We start from the raw sequence: 14,343 nt of genomic DNA, 5'->3' as shown, positions 1-14,343 counted from the left end.
ATCAATCTAGATCGGTTTTTTACTCAATAGACATGAATTATTGTACTAATTCACGACCCAATTTTTTCATGCGGGGTTTATACATTAGCTGATAGGTCACAGCCAAAATGATCAGCCACAATGGGCTAACATATAGGGCTTTTAAGGTATCTGGCTCAAGTGCCAAAATCACCAATGCAAATAACAAGAAGGCAATCACGATATAAGACATGAATACACCACCCGGCATTTTAAACTTTGATTGTGCATGCAGTTCTGGACGTAATTTACGGTAGCGCAGATAACACACCATGATCAGACTCCAGACACTAATGAATAGAATCACACACAGTGAACTTGCCAGCGTGAAAGCCTCAAGGGTATTCGGCACAAAGTATTGTAGTACTGCACCACCCATGATGAACACACACGAGAAAATCAGACCATTGGCAGGCACGGCACTTTTGGATAAACGACCAAAGGCATTGGGTGCCTGACCATCTTTAGATAAACCAAACAGCATCCGACTGGTCGAGAACACGCCACTATTCATGGAAGACATCACTGAAGACAGTACCACCAAATTCATGATGATGGCCGATGTCACAATCCCTGCATTCAAGAACAATTCCACAAATGGACTCTTATCGGCACGGATAATGTTCCAAGGTGTCACGGACATCACCACCAACAAGGCCAACACATAGAACAAGATAATCCGAATCGGAATCGCATTAATGGCCTTGGGTAAGTTCTTATGTGGATCTTTGGTTTCAGCAGCAGTAGTTCCAATCAGTTCCACGCCAACAAAGGCAAACACGGCGATCTGAAAACCAGCCAAGAAGCCATCCAAACCTTTTGGAAACATACCACCATGCGACCAAACATTACTGAGCGAAGCGACAGCACCATGCGGTGCATGGAAATGGCTAAAGATCATATAGCCACCAACACCAATCAAACCGATAATCGCTAAAATCTTGATCAGGGCAAACCAGAATTCAATTTCACCAAATAGGCGCACGGTGAGCAGGTTTAAGAACAGTACAAACAGGACACAGCCTGCGCTAATGGCGGCCTGTCCAATTGGAGTAAACATGGTGCCTTCGGGTAACCAAAAGGTGAGATAATTGATTACGGCGGCCAGATCGGCAATCCCGACCAGCACCCAACCCAACCAATAGGTCCAGCCCATGTAATAACCTGCCCATGGTCCAATCAGATCATGCGCCATATCGACAAAGGATTTGTAATGCAAGTTGGCAAGTAATAACTCACCCAGTGCACGCATCAAAAAGAAGAACATGCCACCAATGATCATGTAAATAAACAGAATTGATGGGCCTGCCAAAGAGATGGTTTTGCCTGAGCCCATAAAGAGCCCTGTACCAATGGCACCGCCGATGGCGATCAACTGCAAATGGCGATTGGAGAGTTTACGTTGTAAGTCTTGGGGCGACTGTTCGCCTTCTGACTGATGAGATGTAACCGTCATATAAAGTTCCTTTTACTTTTTTCCTAAATGAGTCAGCCTTGATTTATACGCCATACCCTAGCTGTCTTTTAAAGACGGCTGACTCATTTCGATTAACCACTTCGGATTGACCAAGTCTGCCTGAATGGTGGCACGCGAAGGTGCAACATGACCTTTTAACCAGTCAATCCAGATGGTATTGACCACAGGGAAATCTGAAAGATCTTTTAAAAATAATTGTGCAGACAATAAACGTGATTTATCAGTTCCTGCGGAAGCCAAAAGTTGTTCAATGGTTGCCAACACTTCACGGGTTTGACCTTCAATATCTAGTTCGGCATTTTTAGGTACTTGTCCTGATAAATACACCACTTGATTGAATACCGTTACAGCACTCATCATTTCATTGGTATTGAGCTTTTGAATATCTGAATGAGACATAAGAAATCCTTATTCCTTAGTAATAAATGAAACACGTGCAGTCACGCCACACATCAGTTCATAACCGATAGTGCCTGAACCTGCTGCCACCTCATCAATGGCTAAAACTGTGCCTGAACTAGACTGGCCCCAAAGCACCACTTCACTGCCGACATCGGCATCGCTGATCGGGCTGAGGTCTACAGCCAACATATCCATGCTGACCCGTCCAATGATTTGGGTACGAATCCCATTGACTAGAACAGGGGTTCCTGTTGCTGAAATACGTTGATAACCATCGGCATAGCCACAGGCCACAATCCCGATTCGGATCGGTTGCTCGGCCACATAGCTGGAACCATAGCCCACACTTTCATTGGCATTGAGTTCTTGCACAGCAATAATCTCACTGCGCAAGCTCATGCTCGGAGCAAGGCCCCAGTCCTGAATCGTATGCTTGGGATAATCGGGAGAACTGCCGTACAGCATGATGCCGCCACGCACATAGTCCGACTGTAATTGAGTTTGATATCTTAAGATTGCAGCACTGTTACTGACCGATCGTTCCCCAGGCAAGCCTGCAATCGCGGCGTCGAACTGCTGCAATTGATAGTCAATACCCGTTTCACCAAAACGCTCACCATCGGCATCGGAGAAATGCATCATATGAGTGATGCTGGCAATGTTGTCCAACTGGCTCAGCTGCTGCCAAATGTCACGATATTGTTGTGGTTTAAACCCTAAACGGTTCATGCCACTGTTCATTTTCAGGAAAATATCGAACTGGGCTGGATAAGCATGCTGCTGTATCCACGCCACCTGTTGCGTATTATGTACGGTAAAACTGAGTTGGTATTGGGCACAATCAAACAAGTCTTGGGCAGAGAAAATCCCTTCCAACAATAAAATCGGTCCTGTCCAGCCTAAAGCCCGCAGACGTTTTGCTTCGTCCAGATCGAGCAAGGCAAAACCATCGGCACTTTTAAAAGATTCGTAAACACGTTCAATGCCATGCCCATAAGCATTGGCTTTAACCACCGCAAACACTTTGCTTTTTGGCATTGCTTGCCTCACCACCGCAAGATTTTGGCGTAAGGCTTGGGCATGGATCACCGCAGTAATTGGACGAGGCATATTCTAACTTCCCAGTCTGTGCAATTAAGCGGCGTGTGAATAACGTTGAATCGATAAACCATCGGTACTGATGTCAGGGCGATGGTTCATAACCAGATCACTGATCAGTTTGCCTGAACCACAGGCCATGGTCCAACCTAAAGTGCCGTGCCCTGTATTCAGGAACAGGTTCTTGTACTGAGTTGCACCAATAATCGGCGTGCTGTCTGGGGTCATTGGACGTAGGCCTGTCCAGAATGAAGCCTGAGCGAGATCACCGCCTGGGAACAAGTCCTGAGTCACCATTTCCAAGGTGGCACGGCGATCTTGATTCAATCCAAGGTTGAAGCCACTCAATTCTGCCATACCACCAACACGAATTCGTTGATCAAAACGAGTAATCGCAACTTTGTAGGTTTCATCCAAGACCGTTGATTGTGGTGCAAATTTTGGCTCTACAATCGGAATCGTCAGTGAATAACCTTTGACTGGGTAAACAGGTAAATTCAGTTCCAATGGTTTCAGGAAGTCACGAGAGTAGCTACCAAAGGCCAAGACATAACGATCCGCAGTGAGAACCTCACCATTGACCTTGACGCCTTTGATTTCATCACCTTCAACAATCAGGTTTTCGACATTTTGATCGAATTTGAATTCCACACCCAAATCTTGTGCAAGCTTTGCCAAGGCATTGGTAAATAAATAGCAATCGCCGGTTTCGTCATTCGGTAAATGTAAGCCACCGACCAGTTTATCGGTATGGGCTAAAGCCGGCTCTACACTCGCCAATTCTTGGGCATTCAATAACGCGAAGTCGACACCACATTCTTGCAATACTTGAATATCACGTTGTACCGCTTCAAGTTGCGCGTCGCTACGAAACACTTGTAAGGTACCTTTCGAGCGGTTTTCGTAGTTGATGCCAGTTTCTGCTCTTAAATCACGTAAGCAGTCACGGCTGTATTCTGCCACACGCATCATGCGTTCTTTGTTCACCGCATAGCTTTGTGGATTACAGTTTTTCAGCATCTGTGCCATCCACTGCAACTGCCACATACTGCCATCAATATTGATCGCTAATGGTGCGTGATGCTGGAACATCCACTTGACTGCTTTAAAAGGGATACCCGGTGCTGCCCATGGGGTTGAGTATCCTGGGGAGATTTGACCTGCATTACCAAAACTGGTTTCTTTGGCAGGTCCTGATTGACGGTCAAGTACCGTCACTTGCGCACCTTGTTGTGCAAGATAATAAGCACTTGCCACACCAATGACGCCACTTCCTAAAACGATTACGCGCATAATAGATCCCTCAAGCACACACTAGGTTATTTAACTAGTATATTTTTGGATCAATAGTTTTTTTCACTGATTTTATGACTATAATCTAGGTAATTTAATATTTTCGTCGCGAAAAAATGAAAATAAAAGGGAATTTTCTATGCGTAAATTAGACCGGATTGATCGCCAGATTTTAGATATTTTGCAACGTGAAGGCCGAATTGCCATCAGTGAGTTGGCCTCACGGGTCAACCTGTCCACCACGCCCTGCTCAGAACGAGTGAAACGTTTGGAGCGCGAAGGCATTATTGTCGGCTACTATGCTCGACTCAACCCCGCTTATGTCGATCGTAGCCTGTTGGTGTTTCTGGAAATCAAACTATCAGCCAAATCCGGCGATGTATTTGATCAGGTGGCACGGGATTTAGTTGATATTCCAGAAGTACTGGAATGTCATCTGATTTCAGGTGAGTTTGATTATCTGGTCAAAGCACGCTTAAAGGAAATGAGTGCCTATCGCCGCCTCTTGGGTGATTTATTAAAAAAACTACCGGCCTCTGCCTCTTCACATAGCTATATTGTGATGGAAGAGGTCAAAGAGTCTTTATATTTGGATATGGGGGTGTAGCACCTAATTGAGATGCAATAAAAAGGCCCTAGAGTCAGGACTTTTATTATTTCATCCAGAAGTTTTTACCATAATAAGCCCCATTCAATTGGGTAATCTCAATCAGTTTTTCTCTGAATACACGGAACACTGCTCCATTCGGTGCTTGAGGGTTCTGCCAAAATTGGTCGAGGTCCATCTGAGCTGTTAGACCAGGTAAATCATAAAGTGAATGGCCTAAAGTTTTTACTGGAAGATGATGGTAGAGAGCTTGAATCCCTGTAGTACTATTAATCGTAACGAGGCCCAATCCATGTTTCAATAAAGTGGGTAAATGGATATCACAAAAATAGTGAACACGATCCTCAACCCCTAATTTTTTTGATATCTCTTTAATTAACTGGCCATAATGACGATAGCCACGGTCCATGGGATGATGCTTTAACACCAAGTGTTTTTCTTGCTCGGCATGTTGGGCAAAAGATGTTATCACTTCATCAATGCAATCTCTTACATCTTTATAATGACTGTGAATACGGACTTGAGAATCATTATGCACTTGTAAAGTAAAGATAAAGTACTTTTTATCATTTTCTTGAATAAATGATTGAAAACGCTTAGGTTCTACTAAATGATTTTTAAAGCGACGTAACATCGCTATAAACCAATAACTAAACTCTTGTAGAGGGTTATAACCCCGGTGGTGTTGATAAAATGGGTAAAGCCAAAACAACAAAGCCCAACACAGGTAATATTGAAAACCATTCCAAATCATTCGATGGTAATGGTTTTCACTTGCTTCACAATGAGTTTCTTTAGAGCTACTATTCTTATCTTCGAAGAAATGTTGCTGGAAATTAGAAAAATTATTGACCCCACCCTCTTCAAAGGTCAGGTAGTCTGGGCGAATATAACCCTCTTCAAACACATAAAATTTGATATTTAAACGTTTTGCAATTTTATTCGCTTGTTGATGATAGAAACGACAATCCCCAAAACAAATTAACGCATCAATCCCATGCTCTTCAACTTTTTGAGCAAGCCAAACCTCAAAAAATTCTGCTTTTTTTTGATAATGCCAGATATTGGGACGGCGATTATAGTAACGCCAATCCCCCGCATTAAAATTGACTTTAAAACATTCAATATTTTTAGTTGCAAGCCAATCTGATAAATCAGTAAAAAATGCTCCTATTGGCCCTTGCAACAACACAACTTTCTTGGCAGCCAATAGTTCATCTAAATATATAGACAATATCTAACCCTAAAATTTTATTTTCAATGCACGTAAACGTGTAAACATCCATGACCAAACACTTGATGGAGATTTCCCTGCCCTTTGCTGTAATTTACATAGATGCTCTATGACAAGCTCAGGCGTAACCAATGGAATCTGCATCGGGTTTGTCTGCGGCAGATTATAGATGGGATATTCCACTAATGCACAAAAAGCTAGCTCTTCAACTGTTAATTTTCGTTGCCGTCTTTCACAAGAATGGCGATCACACGTCAAACCCCAACCTGCATAAAAAGGCATGCCATAGCAGTATACTGTAATATTTCTTAAAAGTGCTTCAAACCCAGATAAAGAAGTGATGGTATGCAGTTCATCGATATGTTCAAAGAGCGTGATGATAGATTGATTGACTTCGATATGCTCTACAAGATCCTTAATCTCATCCCATATGATTTTTCCTTTTCTTAATCCGCTTTCTACATCTGGGTGAGGCTTATAAATAATATGAGCGTTAGGGTTATTGCTACGAACTTCCTTGATCAAATCTAAATTGGTTTTGATGTCGTAACCACCTAACTGTATCGATAAATCATCTTCAACCTGTCCAACAACTAAAATTACCTTTTTATCAGGATCAATAATTTGAGATGCTTCAGGCAATGCCTGGCCAACATTATATTTCGTTAATTTATTTTGAATAATTTTTTGAATTAAGCTTTGAATTCGATACAGTTGATCTTCATTTAATTGAACTTGATTTAACAAATTCTCTAAACGAGATGGGTGACATGCATCATAATAAATCCCAATATCATCAAAAACCAACGAATATGGGCGAATTAATTTAGCACCTAGCCCCAATGATCTCAAAAAGCCATCTTCAACTGTCCAAACTTGTTGAAATCCTTGCTGTTTTAATAAGGCAGCTTTTTTCCCCCAAGCAACAATCGGTTGATCCTTCTTGGGCTTCAACCATTGCCTAAAACGTAGTGTGATATGAGGAAAAGCTAAAAAATCTTTGATAAAACTTTTTTTCCATCGGCTGAAACCATAGGCCACCACAGATGAGGCTGTTAATTGCTTTTGAAATTCAATATTTGGGATCAAAACGTCTATAACCTCCTCTAATTCACAGCGCCGCTGTGAAACAGGTGAGACATATTTTGCATAATTTAGATATGCGGCTACAAACAATTGCTCAAGAGATCGGGATATATTTCTTCTCGTTTTAAGAGAATCTGGTAAATCTTGGCAATCCTGTGTTAGTCCCCAGCCCGCATACCAAGGCCAGCCAAAACAATGTACTGGTTTGCCACACAGCAATGCTTCAAAACCCAATTGTGAACTCACCACATAAACTTCTGACATCTGTTTACACAGTTCGATTGGATTATAATTCTCTTTTAATAATTCTATATTTGGAGAAGTAAGATCGTTAAATGAAAAATGCCCTGTTGCTTTTCCTGCAATTACATCCGGGTGGATCTTTACCCAAATCGTTGCATCAGGATGATCCGCAATAGCACGATGTAACATAGTATGAAAACGATCCGTTGATGCCATTGCATAATGAATGGATTGATCACCAAATGTTTGATCAACAACTAGAATATTTTTCTTATTATGAAAGATTGATGAATCAAGCGGCTCATACTGTAGATTGTATTTAGTAATACCTTGGACAACCATACGCTTAATTAAAGCTTGAGATCTCTCCAATTGTTGCTTAGAAAAGTTGTTTTCGACAATTAGTTTTTCTAAATCTGATATTTGTGATGCATCAAAATAAATACCAGACCGATCCAAAACTATCGAAAGTGGTGGAGATCCTTGTTTACCTAGCCCCAAGGAGCGGATAAATCCATCCTCTAAACAAACAGATTCTGTTTCATATTTTTGTGCATGTTTTTCAGCACGGAAAGAACTTGGTTTTCTACCCCATCCTCCAAAATTTTGAGATTCTTTCCAGAAACGACTCATCAATGAACTCACTTCTTCTCCAACAAATTGCTCAATCGCTGGAATTTTTCTTATTTTTTTGGAACATAGAATCATGTAAACCCTATTTATCACACCTTAACCTGTTCATCATATTATAAACCGTAGAGGTAGACAGAAATTAAGTAATTCTATTAACATACCTCTACTAAATGTTGAATTTCAATATCTTTTAATTACATACATTTAGGTTATAAAAATAAATATAGGGGCTTTATTTTGGGTACAATTCATGTATTTATTGGCTACGATATAAATGAAACGATTGCTTATCATGTCTGTTGTGAAAGCTTAATTCGGCATAGCTCCAAGCCATTGGCAATACATCCACTTTATTCCAAAGCATTGCCTACACTAGCCTCAGTACAATTTCCTTCTAATTACCCACCATCCAACCAATTTATTTTTTCTAGATTTTTAGTCCCTTATTTAATGGAATATTCAGGTATAGCATTATTTCTAGATGGCGATATGGTAATCAATAATGACATTGTAGACTTATTTTCCAAGTTTCAATCTACAGATGACTGGGCTGTCAAAGTCGTAAAACATGATTACAAAACATCCAGTTCAGAAAAATTTAAAGGTGCAACTAATCTTGATTACCCTAGAAAAAATTGGTCTAGCGTGATCCTTTGGAATTGTAGTCATCCATCCAATAGGACTCTGACTCCTGACTATATCGACCAAACAACAGGAGCGTTCTTACATCGTTTTAGTTGGCTGAATAACCAACAAATAGGCGAACTGGAAAAAGGTTGGAATGTGTTAGCTGATGAAGAAAATCAAGAAATAAGCCCCTCTAAACAATATATTTATCACTATACTTTAGGAACACCCTGTTTTTCAAAATATAAAAACTGCCAGTTTTCAAGTTATTGGCACCATTATCAAAAACAAGTTAATTCATTTATTGAGTAATGACTTATGGATAACATAGCAATAAAAACAGATGAACAACTTGCTCAAGTTTTGTTGGAAAATAATAGTTCTAATACGTTATCTATAGCAATATTCAAACAGCTCACTGACAGATTAGCAATTTATACCCCTCTCAATAATGATTTATTAAATGCAATTGCTCAAACGCTATCTTTATTAAATGATTTCTATATTGGCGAACAAACCGGTCTCTATCGTTGTGCTCGATTATTAATTACACATAGCCGCAAAATGCAGGATCGTCATGACTTCCAAGCTTGGGAAAATGATTTAATCTTGTTATTAAATCTTGAGTTTCAGAAAACTGGACTGAATTTAAGTGGTCATCAAAGGCGGCTAGAAAACTATCAAAAGCAAAAAATGTTAGGTGAAGACGAAAGGGATTCTCCTAATACAGAAATAGCCTCAAATATCATCGCTTTTTTTGATCAAGAACAAGATGTTGAAAAAACAGCTATATTTATAGGACAACTTTTAAGTAATAAGAGCTGGGGAAATCAAGTTTTCCCAACTATCAGCCAAAAAAGCATTTTGATAAAAAGATATGACTTATTAGAAGAATTAATTAAACAAGCAGGGGAAAGAGTCTTATCTAAACAATCGACTTCATTAAGAGAAGATATTTTATTAAATAAAATTGCGACCCTAGGTTCTTACTATCATGAAATGGGACAGTATCAAGAGTATTTATCCTTAATAAGATGGTCAAAAAATATTTTTAAAAACAGCAATTTACTAGATTACCATGAAGGAATTTGTAAAATAGCTTTAGGGGATCTAGATGGTTGGCGATTGTTTTCAGTTCGCCGAAAAATGGGAAAGCTCCCCGCCTTAATTCAGAATTTAAAAACTTGGGATGGACACAGTCCTGTAGAAAATCTACTAATTTGGTGGCCAGAAGGTGCTGGCATTGGTGGTGAAATCATGCGCTTAATTTTTCTACCGAATATTCTAATAAAAGCAAAAAAAGTGGGAATTATTTGTGATACGCGATTACATTCCATTTTAATACAAAAATTTCCACAAATTAAATGCTATCCATATTCAATGTTAACTTTAGGTACAGCAAATAATTATGATGCGGAAATAGATTTAATCTCCCTAACTCAGTTTTTTCTTACACCTTCATATCAAGCACAGCCTATACTTAGCACCAATACTCGTGCAGATGTCAACGTCATTGCCCCCCTTCTAAGTACAAGGAAAATACGCTGTGGTATATCTTGGTTTACACCAAATAAGCGTAGCCAAATACAGCGCTCGATCCCAGCTCATATCTTATCCAACTGGATAGACTCTCTAGATGATGTAGAATTTTATGCTTTACAACACAGCCTTGATGACTGTCCAGAATTCCAGGTTAATAACCGTCGGCTTCAATATTTAATTGATGCTAGAAAAGACATAGATGGGTTATTAAATTTAGCAGCCGACATGGATATTATTGTAACCATTGGAAATAGCACTGCTCATTTGACAGGGGCTTTGGGTATACCGACATTAGTCTTATTACCTCAAAAACCAAGATTTCAATGGGGTATTGCTGGAGACAAAACCCCATTTTACAAAAGTATGAAACTTATTAGGCAAGAGATTCCAAATGATTGGAGTGGATGCTTAGCTGAGGCAACAAAATATATTCAACAGTTAAAGACTGCTAAGAGTAATCTAATAGCATAATTGCTATTAGATTACTACTAAAATTACGAGTGTCCCAGTTTTACTCTTAATTCAGCGCTATTTGCTTTATATAACTCTCTAATACGTTCGACATAATCTACATCCACACCTTTTTGGATAATATGATTATTAATATTTTGCAATTCAGGGTACTTTTGGATTAGATCACGTATATCATCAGTATTCAACTGTGCCGCTGGTTTATCCGCAGATCGTAAAAGCGCTTGAATAAACATTAAGTCTTCTGGGTTATCAAGAGTTAAACGTGCATCAAATTTCCAAAACTCATCTGCCTTCAATGAGGCGACATTCAGTACTTCTGGATGATTGACCCACACCCCCCAAATTTCTGTATCAGCATCCTTTTTAAAGTCACAGACTACATCTAAAGCCTTTGTTCTTAGTCCATAAACTGCTGTACCAATAGGTAGACCTTCTAAATATACATAATCTATAGTAGGATTTTTACGTAATAAGTCAGATACCCTATTTGCATGATAAACACAGAATAACGGGTTATCTGCGGTAATACTCACAAAGCTATCAATACCAAAAAAATTTGCGGCTTCTCTTAATCTTTTTAATACATCAACACCATCACCCATGTAATAGTGAATACCTTCTTGTTGAGCAATTTCTACAAGCGGACGGTCTTGTGGGTCTGTTGAAGTGCACAAAACAATTTGATCTATACCATGAACTGCTTTAGCGCGGTCAATCACATGCCTCAGGACTTCTCTACCTTGTAACTGTAAAAGAAGCTTTAGCGGAAGCCGAGTAGACTTTAGGCGAGCGGTAATTAATAAACCGGTTTTCATAGTACTACTCACTAAAATGCTGCATTGTAACAACTTCACCTTTGGCAATAGGCTTTTTTAATTCAAGACCATTTTTTGCCCATACATCGATTTGTTGCATTCCATTTGGTAAGCCCGAACGAAGGAAATCAACACTACTTAGTTCAAATATCTCACCAATATCTATAGCTTTATTTGCAATTGCAATTTGTTTCATCATGCCTGCTTCACAATATTTTTGTTCACCAGCATTAAGTCTTAACAAACCGTCTCCATTACATTTATCTAAGATATTCATGCCACGTTTGATTTCTTCAAACATTTCAAAATTAATGGCTGCGGACCAATCTGTACGCTGCTCCCCATATTGAGTGGTAACATGCTTTTCGATATAGTCCATACCTAAAGCAGCTCCCATCAAGGTGATTAAAGTATTTTCCTTAATATCCCATGCAGTATGATCAGCATAACCAAACTCATACTCAGGAAAAGCCTTCATAATACGTCTAATTTTATTAAAGTTAACATCTTCATAATTAGTTGGATAATTCTGAAAACCAAACATTAATACAATTTTCTTATTTTTAAATTGACTTGCAGCATTCTCTATTTCATATATTGTAGAGCCACCCACACCTAATACAATTTTAGTGTCATCACTAAATGTCTGATCAATTTCTCTTAACAATGCATAATTATTCAATGCTACAGAATGCACTTCAACCAGACTTGGCTGATAGTGTGCAGCTAACTTTAATGCATCTACATCATTAATTAAAGTCATCAATTCTTTATTCGAACTTTGAATTTTTGATAGTATTTCAGACCATTGACTACTAGAAAAAACACGTTCTTGTAGAAAATCAAATGCAGGATGTGTTTTATCCATGTATTTTTCTAAATCTAACAAAACATGTACTTTAACAATGTCAGTCGATGACTTAATAATTTCATTAATTAAATTTGAGAAGAAAGAAAAGTCACCATCATGATGCCAAGCTGTTTCAGCTATCAACTTCATTTTACTCTTCCTCTTTATATTGAGCCAATGCTTCTGCAATTGCAAAATCTATTGGTAAATCAATATCTACCGAACGACTTCCAGGCATAATAAAAGCACGCCCAGGGGCATTAAATACTGTATTATTCTCCATAAAACTTGCAATTGATGTAATATAAATAACACCATTCAAGCGATATTCTTTCCCAAAATCTTGTGATCTAGCTGGTATATTTTTTAAATGTACATAAAAATCATCCAATATTTCTTTATTATCTAATGTCATTGAATAATCTATCGGATGTTCCACCTCTGTTACTGATACAACGCTGCCATATTTACCTTGATGGTATAAGGCTATTGCATTATTTACATCTTCTGTGGTTTTTAATGGACATGGTGGTTGTAAAAGAACTAAGTGTTCAACTTCAACATTTAGTGATGATAATTCATCAATCGCATGGCGAACCGCATCATTAATCGAAGCAGTATCAGTTGCCAATTCAACTGGGCGTTTTACGCAGATCACCTTATTAAATTTTGCAGCGATCTCTAAAATTTGCTCATCATCAGAACTCACGACAATATAGTCTACCAATTCACTTTGACACGCAGCATCTATTGTCCACTCAATCAGTGGTTTACCATTGAAAATTTTCTTATTCTTATGCAGGATGCGCTTACTTCCACCACGCGCTGGAATAATTGCAACTGTTTTACCGTTCATATACTTTGTCTCATTCTGTGTTAAAAAATTCCAGCTTCAACATCACGTTTAGCTAGCTCGAAATCATCCATTCGACCAACATCTAACCAATATTCATGTATTGGGAAGCAACTCACTTTCTGCTCTTTTGACATATGATTAAGTAGAAGTGTTGGCATATCTATTTTCTCATTCAATCTCACACTCTGAATTACTTCTGGTTGTAATACATAGATTCCCGCATTCACAAAAGAGTGATTCCTCGGCTTCTCTACCATTCCTTTGATATAATGCCCATCTATCTCAATTACACCAAAAGGTACTTGGTGATAATATTCTCTTACTGCTACCGTGGCACAACTTTCATGTTCATTATGGAAACTTAATAGTTGTGCAAAATCTACTTTAGTCATGACATCTCCATTTGTCACAATTAATGGTAAATTCGACTGATCAGGTAAAAGAGATAATGCCCCACCTGTCCCTAAAGGTTCATCTTCATGAACATATTTGATCGAAACACCCCAGTGTTCTCCATTTCCAAAATAGTCTGTAATTTGGTCTGCTAGGTAATGAGTCGAAAAATAAAAATTATGAAAGCCACATTTTTTTAAATGTAGCATTATTCGCTCTAATATTGGTTTATCACCAATTTTTAGCATTGGTTTTGGGCAATTATCGGTCAATGGTCTGAGCCTTGTCCCAAATCCTCCTGCCATAATAAAAACAGGGTTATCTAGTTTTTTAGTTTCTAAAAAACTATCATAAGTTAAAACATTGACTAAATGATGGTTTTTATCAACAATTGGTACGTGTAAAAATCTATGTGTAATTAAAATTTCTTTAATCTTTTCCGGACTTACATCTTCTTGATAACAATGAACTGGCGATGGATTCATGATTTTTGAAACTTCATCGTCCAAACCAATATTTTTTAATAGACCTCGTCGTATATCACCATCTGTTACCATACCAACTAGCTTGTCACCTTCTAATACAAAAGCAGCACGATAGGCATTATCATTAATTACTTGAAGTGCTTCTTTTACCGTTATATTGGGTGCAATTACAGCCTTTGTCCACATAACATTCCCTCTATCTTCAGTTAT

The 14,343-nt window shown here is 38.6% G+C and carries 13 protein-coding genes; 3 read left to right on the top strand and 10 right to left on the bottom strand.

Features of this window, described 5'->3' with window-relative positions; all coding sequences use genetic code 11:
* Window positions 1-37: 37 nt before the first annotated feature.
* The 4 genes from MN869_RS14270 to MN869_RS14255 are packed head-to-tail and all read right to left on the bottom strand — an operon-like array spanning window position 38 to window position 4,288.
* Window positions 38-1,474 (bottom strand): amino acid permease, encoded by a 1,437-nt coding sequence (locus MN869_RS14270; RefSeq protein ID WP_243308381.1) that lies wholly within the window; start codon window positions 1,472-1,474, stop codon window positions 38-40.
* A gap of 57 nt (window positions 1,475-1,531) precedes the next feature.
* Window positions 1,532-1,894 (bottom strand): RidA family protein, encoded by a 363-nt coding sequence (locus tag MN869_RS14265; RefSeq protein ID WP_243308375.1) that lies wholly within the window; start codon window positions 1,892-1,894, stop codon window positions 1,532-1,534.
* 9 nt (window positions 1,895-1,903) lie between these two features.
* Window positions 1,904-3,007, bottom strand: a complete 1,104-nt coding sequence (gene alr, locus MN869_RS14260) for an alanine racemase (RefSeq protein WP_243308373.1) — start codon at window positions 3,005-3,007, stop codon at window positions 1,904-1,906.
* A gap of 24 nt (window positions 3,008-3,031) precedes the next feature.
* Window positions 3,032-4,288, bottom strand: a complete 1,257-nt coding sequence (locus MN869_RS14255) for a D-amino acid dehydrogenase (RefSeq protein ID WP_016542536.1) — start codon at window positions 4,286-4,288, stop codon at window positions 3,032-3,034.
* Window positions 4,289-4,427: 139 nt separating this feature from the next.
* On the opposite strand from MN869_RS14255, the gene MN869_RS14250 reads away from it, so the two are divergent.
* Window positions 4,428-4,895 (top strand): Lrp/AsnC ligand binding domain-containing protein, encoded by a 468-nt coding sequence (locus tag MN869_RS14250; RefSeq protein WP_171552377.1) that lies wholly within the window; start codon window positions 4,428-4,430, stop codon window positions 4,893-4,895.
* Window positions 4,896-4,941: 46 nt separating this feature from the next.
* On the opposite strand, the gene MN869_RS14245 is transcribed toward MN869_RS14250, so the two are convergent.
* Window positions 4,942-6,129: a capsular biosynthesis protein gene (locus MN869_RS14245; protein WP_243308372.1), complete on the bottom strand. Its 1,188-nt coding sequence runs from the start codon at window positions 6,127-6,129 to the stop codon at window positions 4,942-4,944.
* A 9-nt stretch (window positions 6,130-6,138) separates the two neighbouring features.
* Window positions 6,139-8,166: a capsular polysaccharide biosynthesis protein gene (locus tag MN869_RS14240; RefSeq protein WP_243308370.1), complete on the bottom strand. Its 2,028-nt coding sequence runs from the start codon at window positions 8,164-8,166 to the stop codon at window positions 6,139-6,141.
* Window positions 8,167-8,328: 162 nt separating this feature from the next.
* On the opposite strand from MN869_RS14240, the gene MN869_RS14235 reads away from it, so the two are divergent.
* Both MN869_RS14235 and MN869_RS14230 read left to right on the top strand, forming a co-directional pair.
* The gene (locus tag MN869_RS14235; protein ID WP_243308368.1) at window positions 8,329-9,030 is read left to right on the top strand and encodes a hypothetical protein; all 702 of its coding nucleotides are present in this window, start codon (window positions 8,329-8,331) and stop codon (window positions 9,028-9,030) included.
* A gap of 6 nt (window positions 9,031-9,036) precedes the next feature.
* Entirely contained in the window at window positions 9,037-10,731 is a 1,695-nt protein-coding gene (locus tag MN869_RS14230) for a hypothetical protein (protein WP_243308363.1), read from the top strand.
* Window positions 10,732-10,754: 23 nt separating this feature from the next.
* Here the strand turns inward: MN869_RS14230 and MN869_RS14225 are convergent, their stop codons facing one another.
* The 4 genes from MN869_RS14225 to MN869_RS14210 are packed head-to-tail and all read right to left on the bottom strand — an operon-like array spanning window position 10,755 to window position 14,319.
* On the bottom strand, window positions 10,755-11,549 hold the full coding sequence (locus MN869_RS14225; protein ID WP_243308362.1) for a hypothetical protein: 795 nt from the start codon (window positions 11,547-11,549) through the stop codon (window positions 10,755-10,757).
* A 4-nt stretch (window positions 11,550-11,553) separates the two neighbouring features.
* Window positions 11,554-12,549, bottom strand: a complete 996-nt coding sequence (locus tag MN869_RS14220; protein ID WP_243308356.1) for an N-acetylneuraminate synthase family protein — start codon at window positions 12,547-12,549, stop codon at window positions 11,554-11,556.
* A gap of 1 nt (window position 12,550) precedes the next feature.
* Complete coding sequence (locus MN869_RS14215; RefSeq protein ID WP_243308349.1) at window positions 12,551-13,255, bottom strand: acylneuraminate cytidylyltransferase family protein; 705 nt, start codon at window positions 13,253-13,255, stop codon at window positions 12,551-12,553.
* A gap of 20 nt (window positions 13,256-13,275) precedes the next feature.
* Window positions 13,276-14,319 (bottom strand): nucleotidyltransferase family protein, encoded by a 1,044-nt coding sequence (locus tag MN869_RS14210; RefSeq protein WP_243308348.1) that lies wholly within the window; start codon window positions 14,317-14,319, stop codon window positions 13,276-13,278.
* Between the last annotated feature and the right edge of the window lie 24 nt (window positions 14,320-14,343).

The organism is Acinetobacter sp. NIPH1876, from assembly GCF_022808535.1.
Classification (GTDB): Bacteria; Pseudomonadota; Gammaproteobacteria; order Pseudomonadales; family Moraxellaceae; genus Acinetobacter; species Acinetobacter higginsii.
Note: the sequence above shows the minus strand (reverse complement) of the source record. Positions and strands in the feature narration are given on the sequence as shown.

Bases quoted from the DNA above. Each gene is read 5' to 3' on its own strand.
- alr (WP_243308373.1), bottom strand. From the start codon at position 3,007: ATGCCTCGTCCAATTACTGCGGTGATCCATGCCCAAGCCTTACGCCAA.
- MN869_RS14225 (WP_243308362.1), bottom strand. From the start codon at position 11,549: ATGAAAACCGGTTTATTAATTACCGCTCGCCTAAAGTCTACTCGGCTT.
- MN869_RS14230 (WP_243308363.1), top strand. From the start codon at position 9,037: ATGGATAACATAGCAATAAAAACAGATGAACAACTTGCTCAAGTTTTG.
- MN869_RS14220 (WP_243308356.1), bottom strand. From the start codon at position 12,549: ATGAAGTTGATAGCTGAAACAGCTTGGCATCATGATGGTGACTTTTCT.
- MN869_RS14265 (WP_243308375.1), bottom strand. From the start codon at position 1,894: ATGTCTCATTCAGATATTCAAAAGCTCAATACCAATGAAATGATGAGT.
- MN869_RS14250 (WP_171552377.1), top strand. From the start codon at position 4,428: ATGCGTAAATTAGACCGGATTGATCGCCAGATTTTAGATATTTTGCAA.
- MN869_RS14240 (WP_243308370.1), bottom strand. From the start codon at position 8,166: ATGATTCTATGTTCCAAAAAAATAAGAAAAATTCCAGCGATTGAGCAA.
- MN869_RS14215 (WP_243308349.1), bottom strand. From the start codon at position 13,255: ATGAACGGTAAAACAGTTGCAATTATTCCAGCGCGTGGTGGAAGTAAG.
- MN869_RS14255 (WP_016542536.1), bottom strand. From the start codon at position 4,288: ATGCGCGTAATCGTTTTAGGAAGTGGCGTCATTGGTGTGGCAAGTGCT.
- MN869_RS14270 (WP_243308381.1), bottom strand. From the start codon at position 1,474: ATGACGGTTACATCTCATCAGTCAGAAGGCGAACAGTCGCCCCAAGAC.
- MN869_RS14210 (WP_243308348.1), bottom strand. From the start codon at position 14,319: ATGTGGACAAAGGCTGTAATTGCACCCAATATAACGGTAAAAGAAGCA.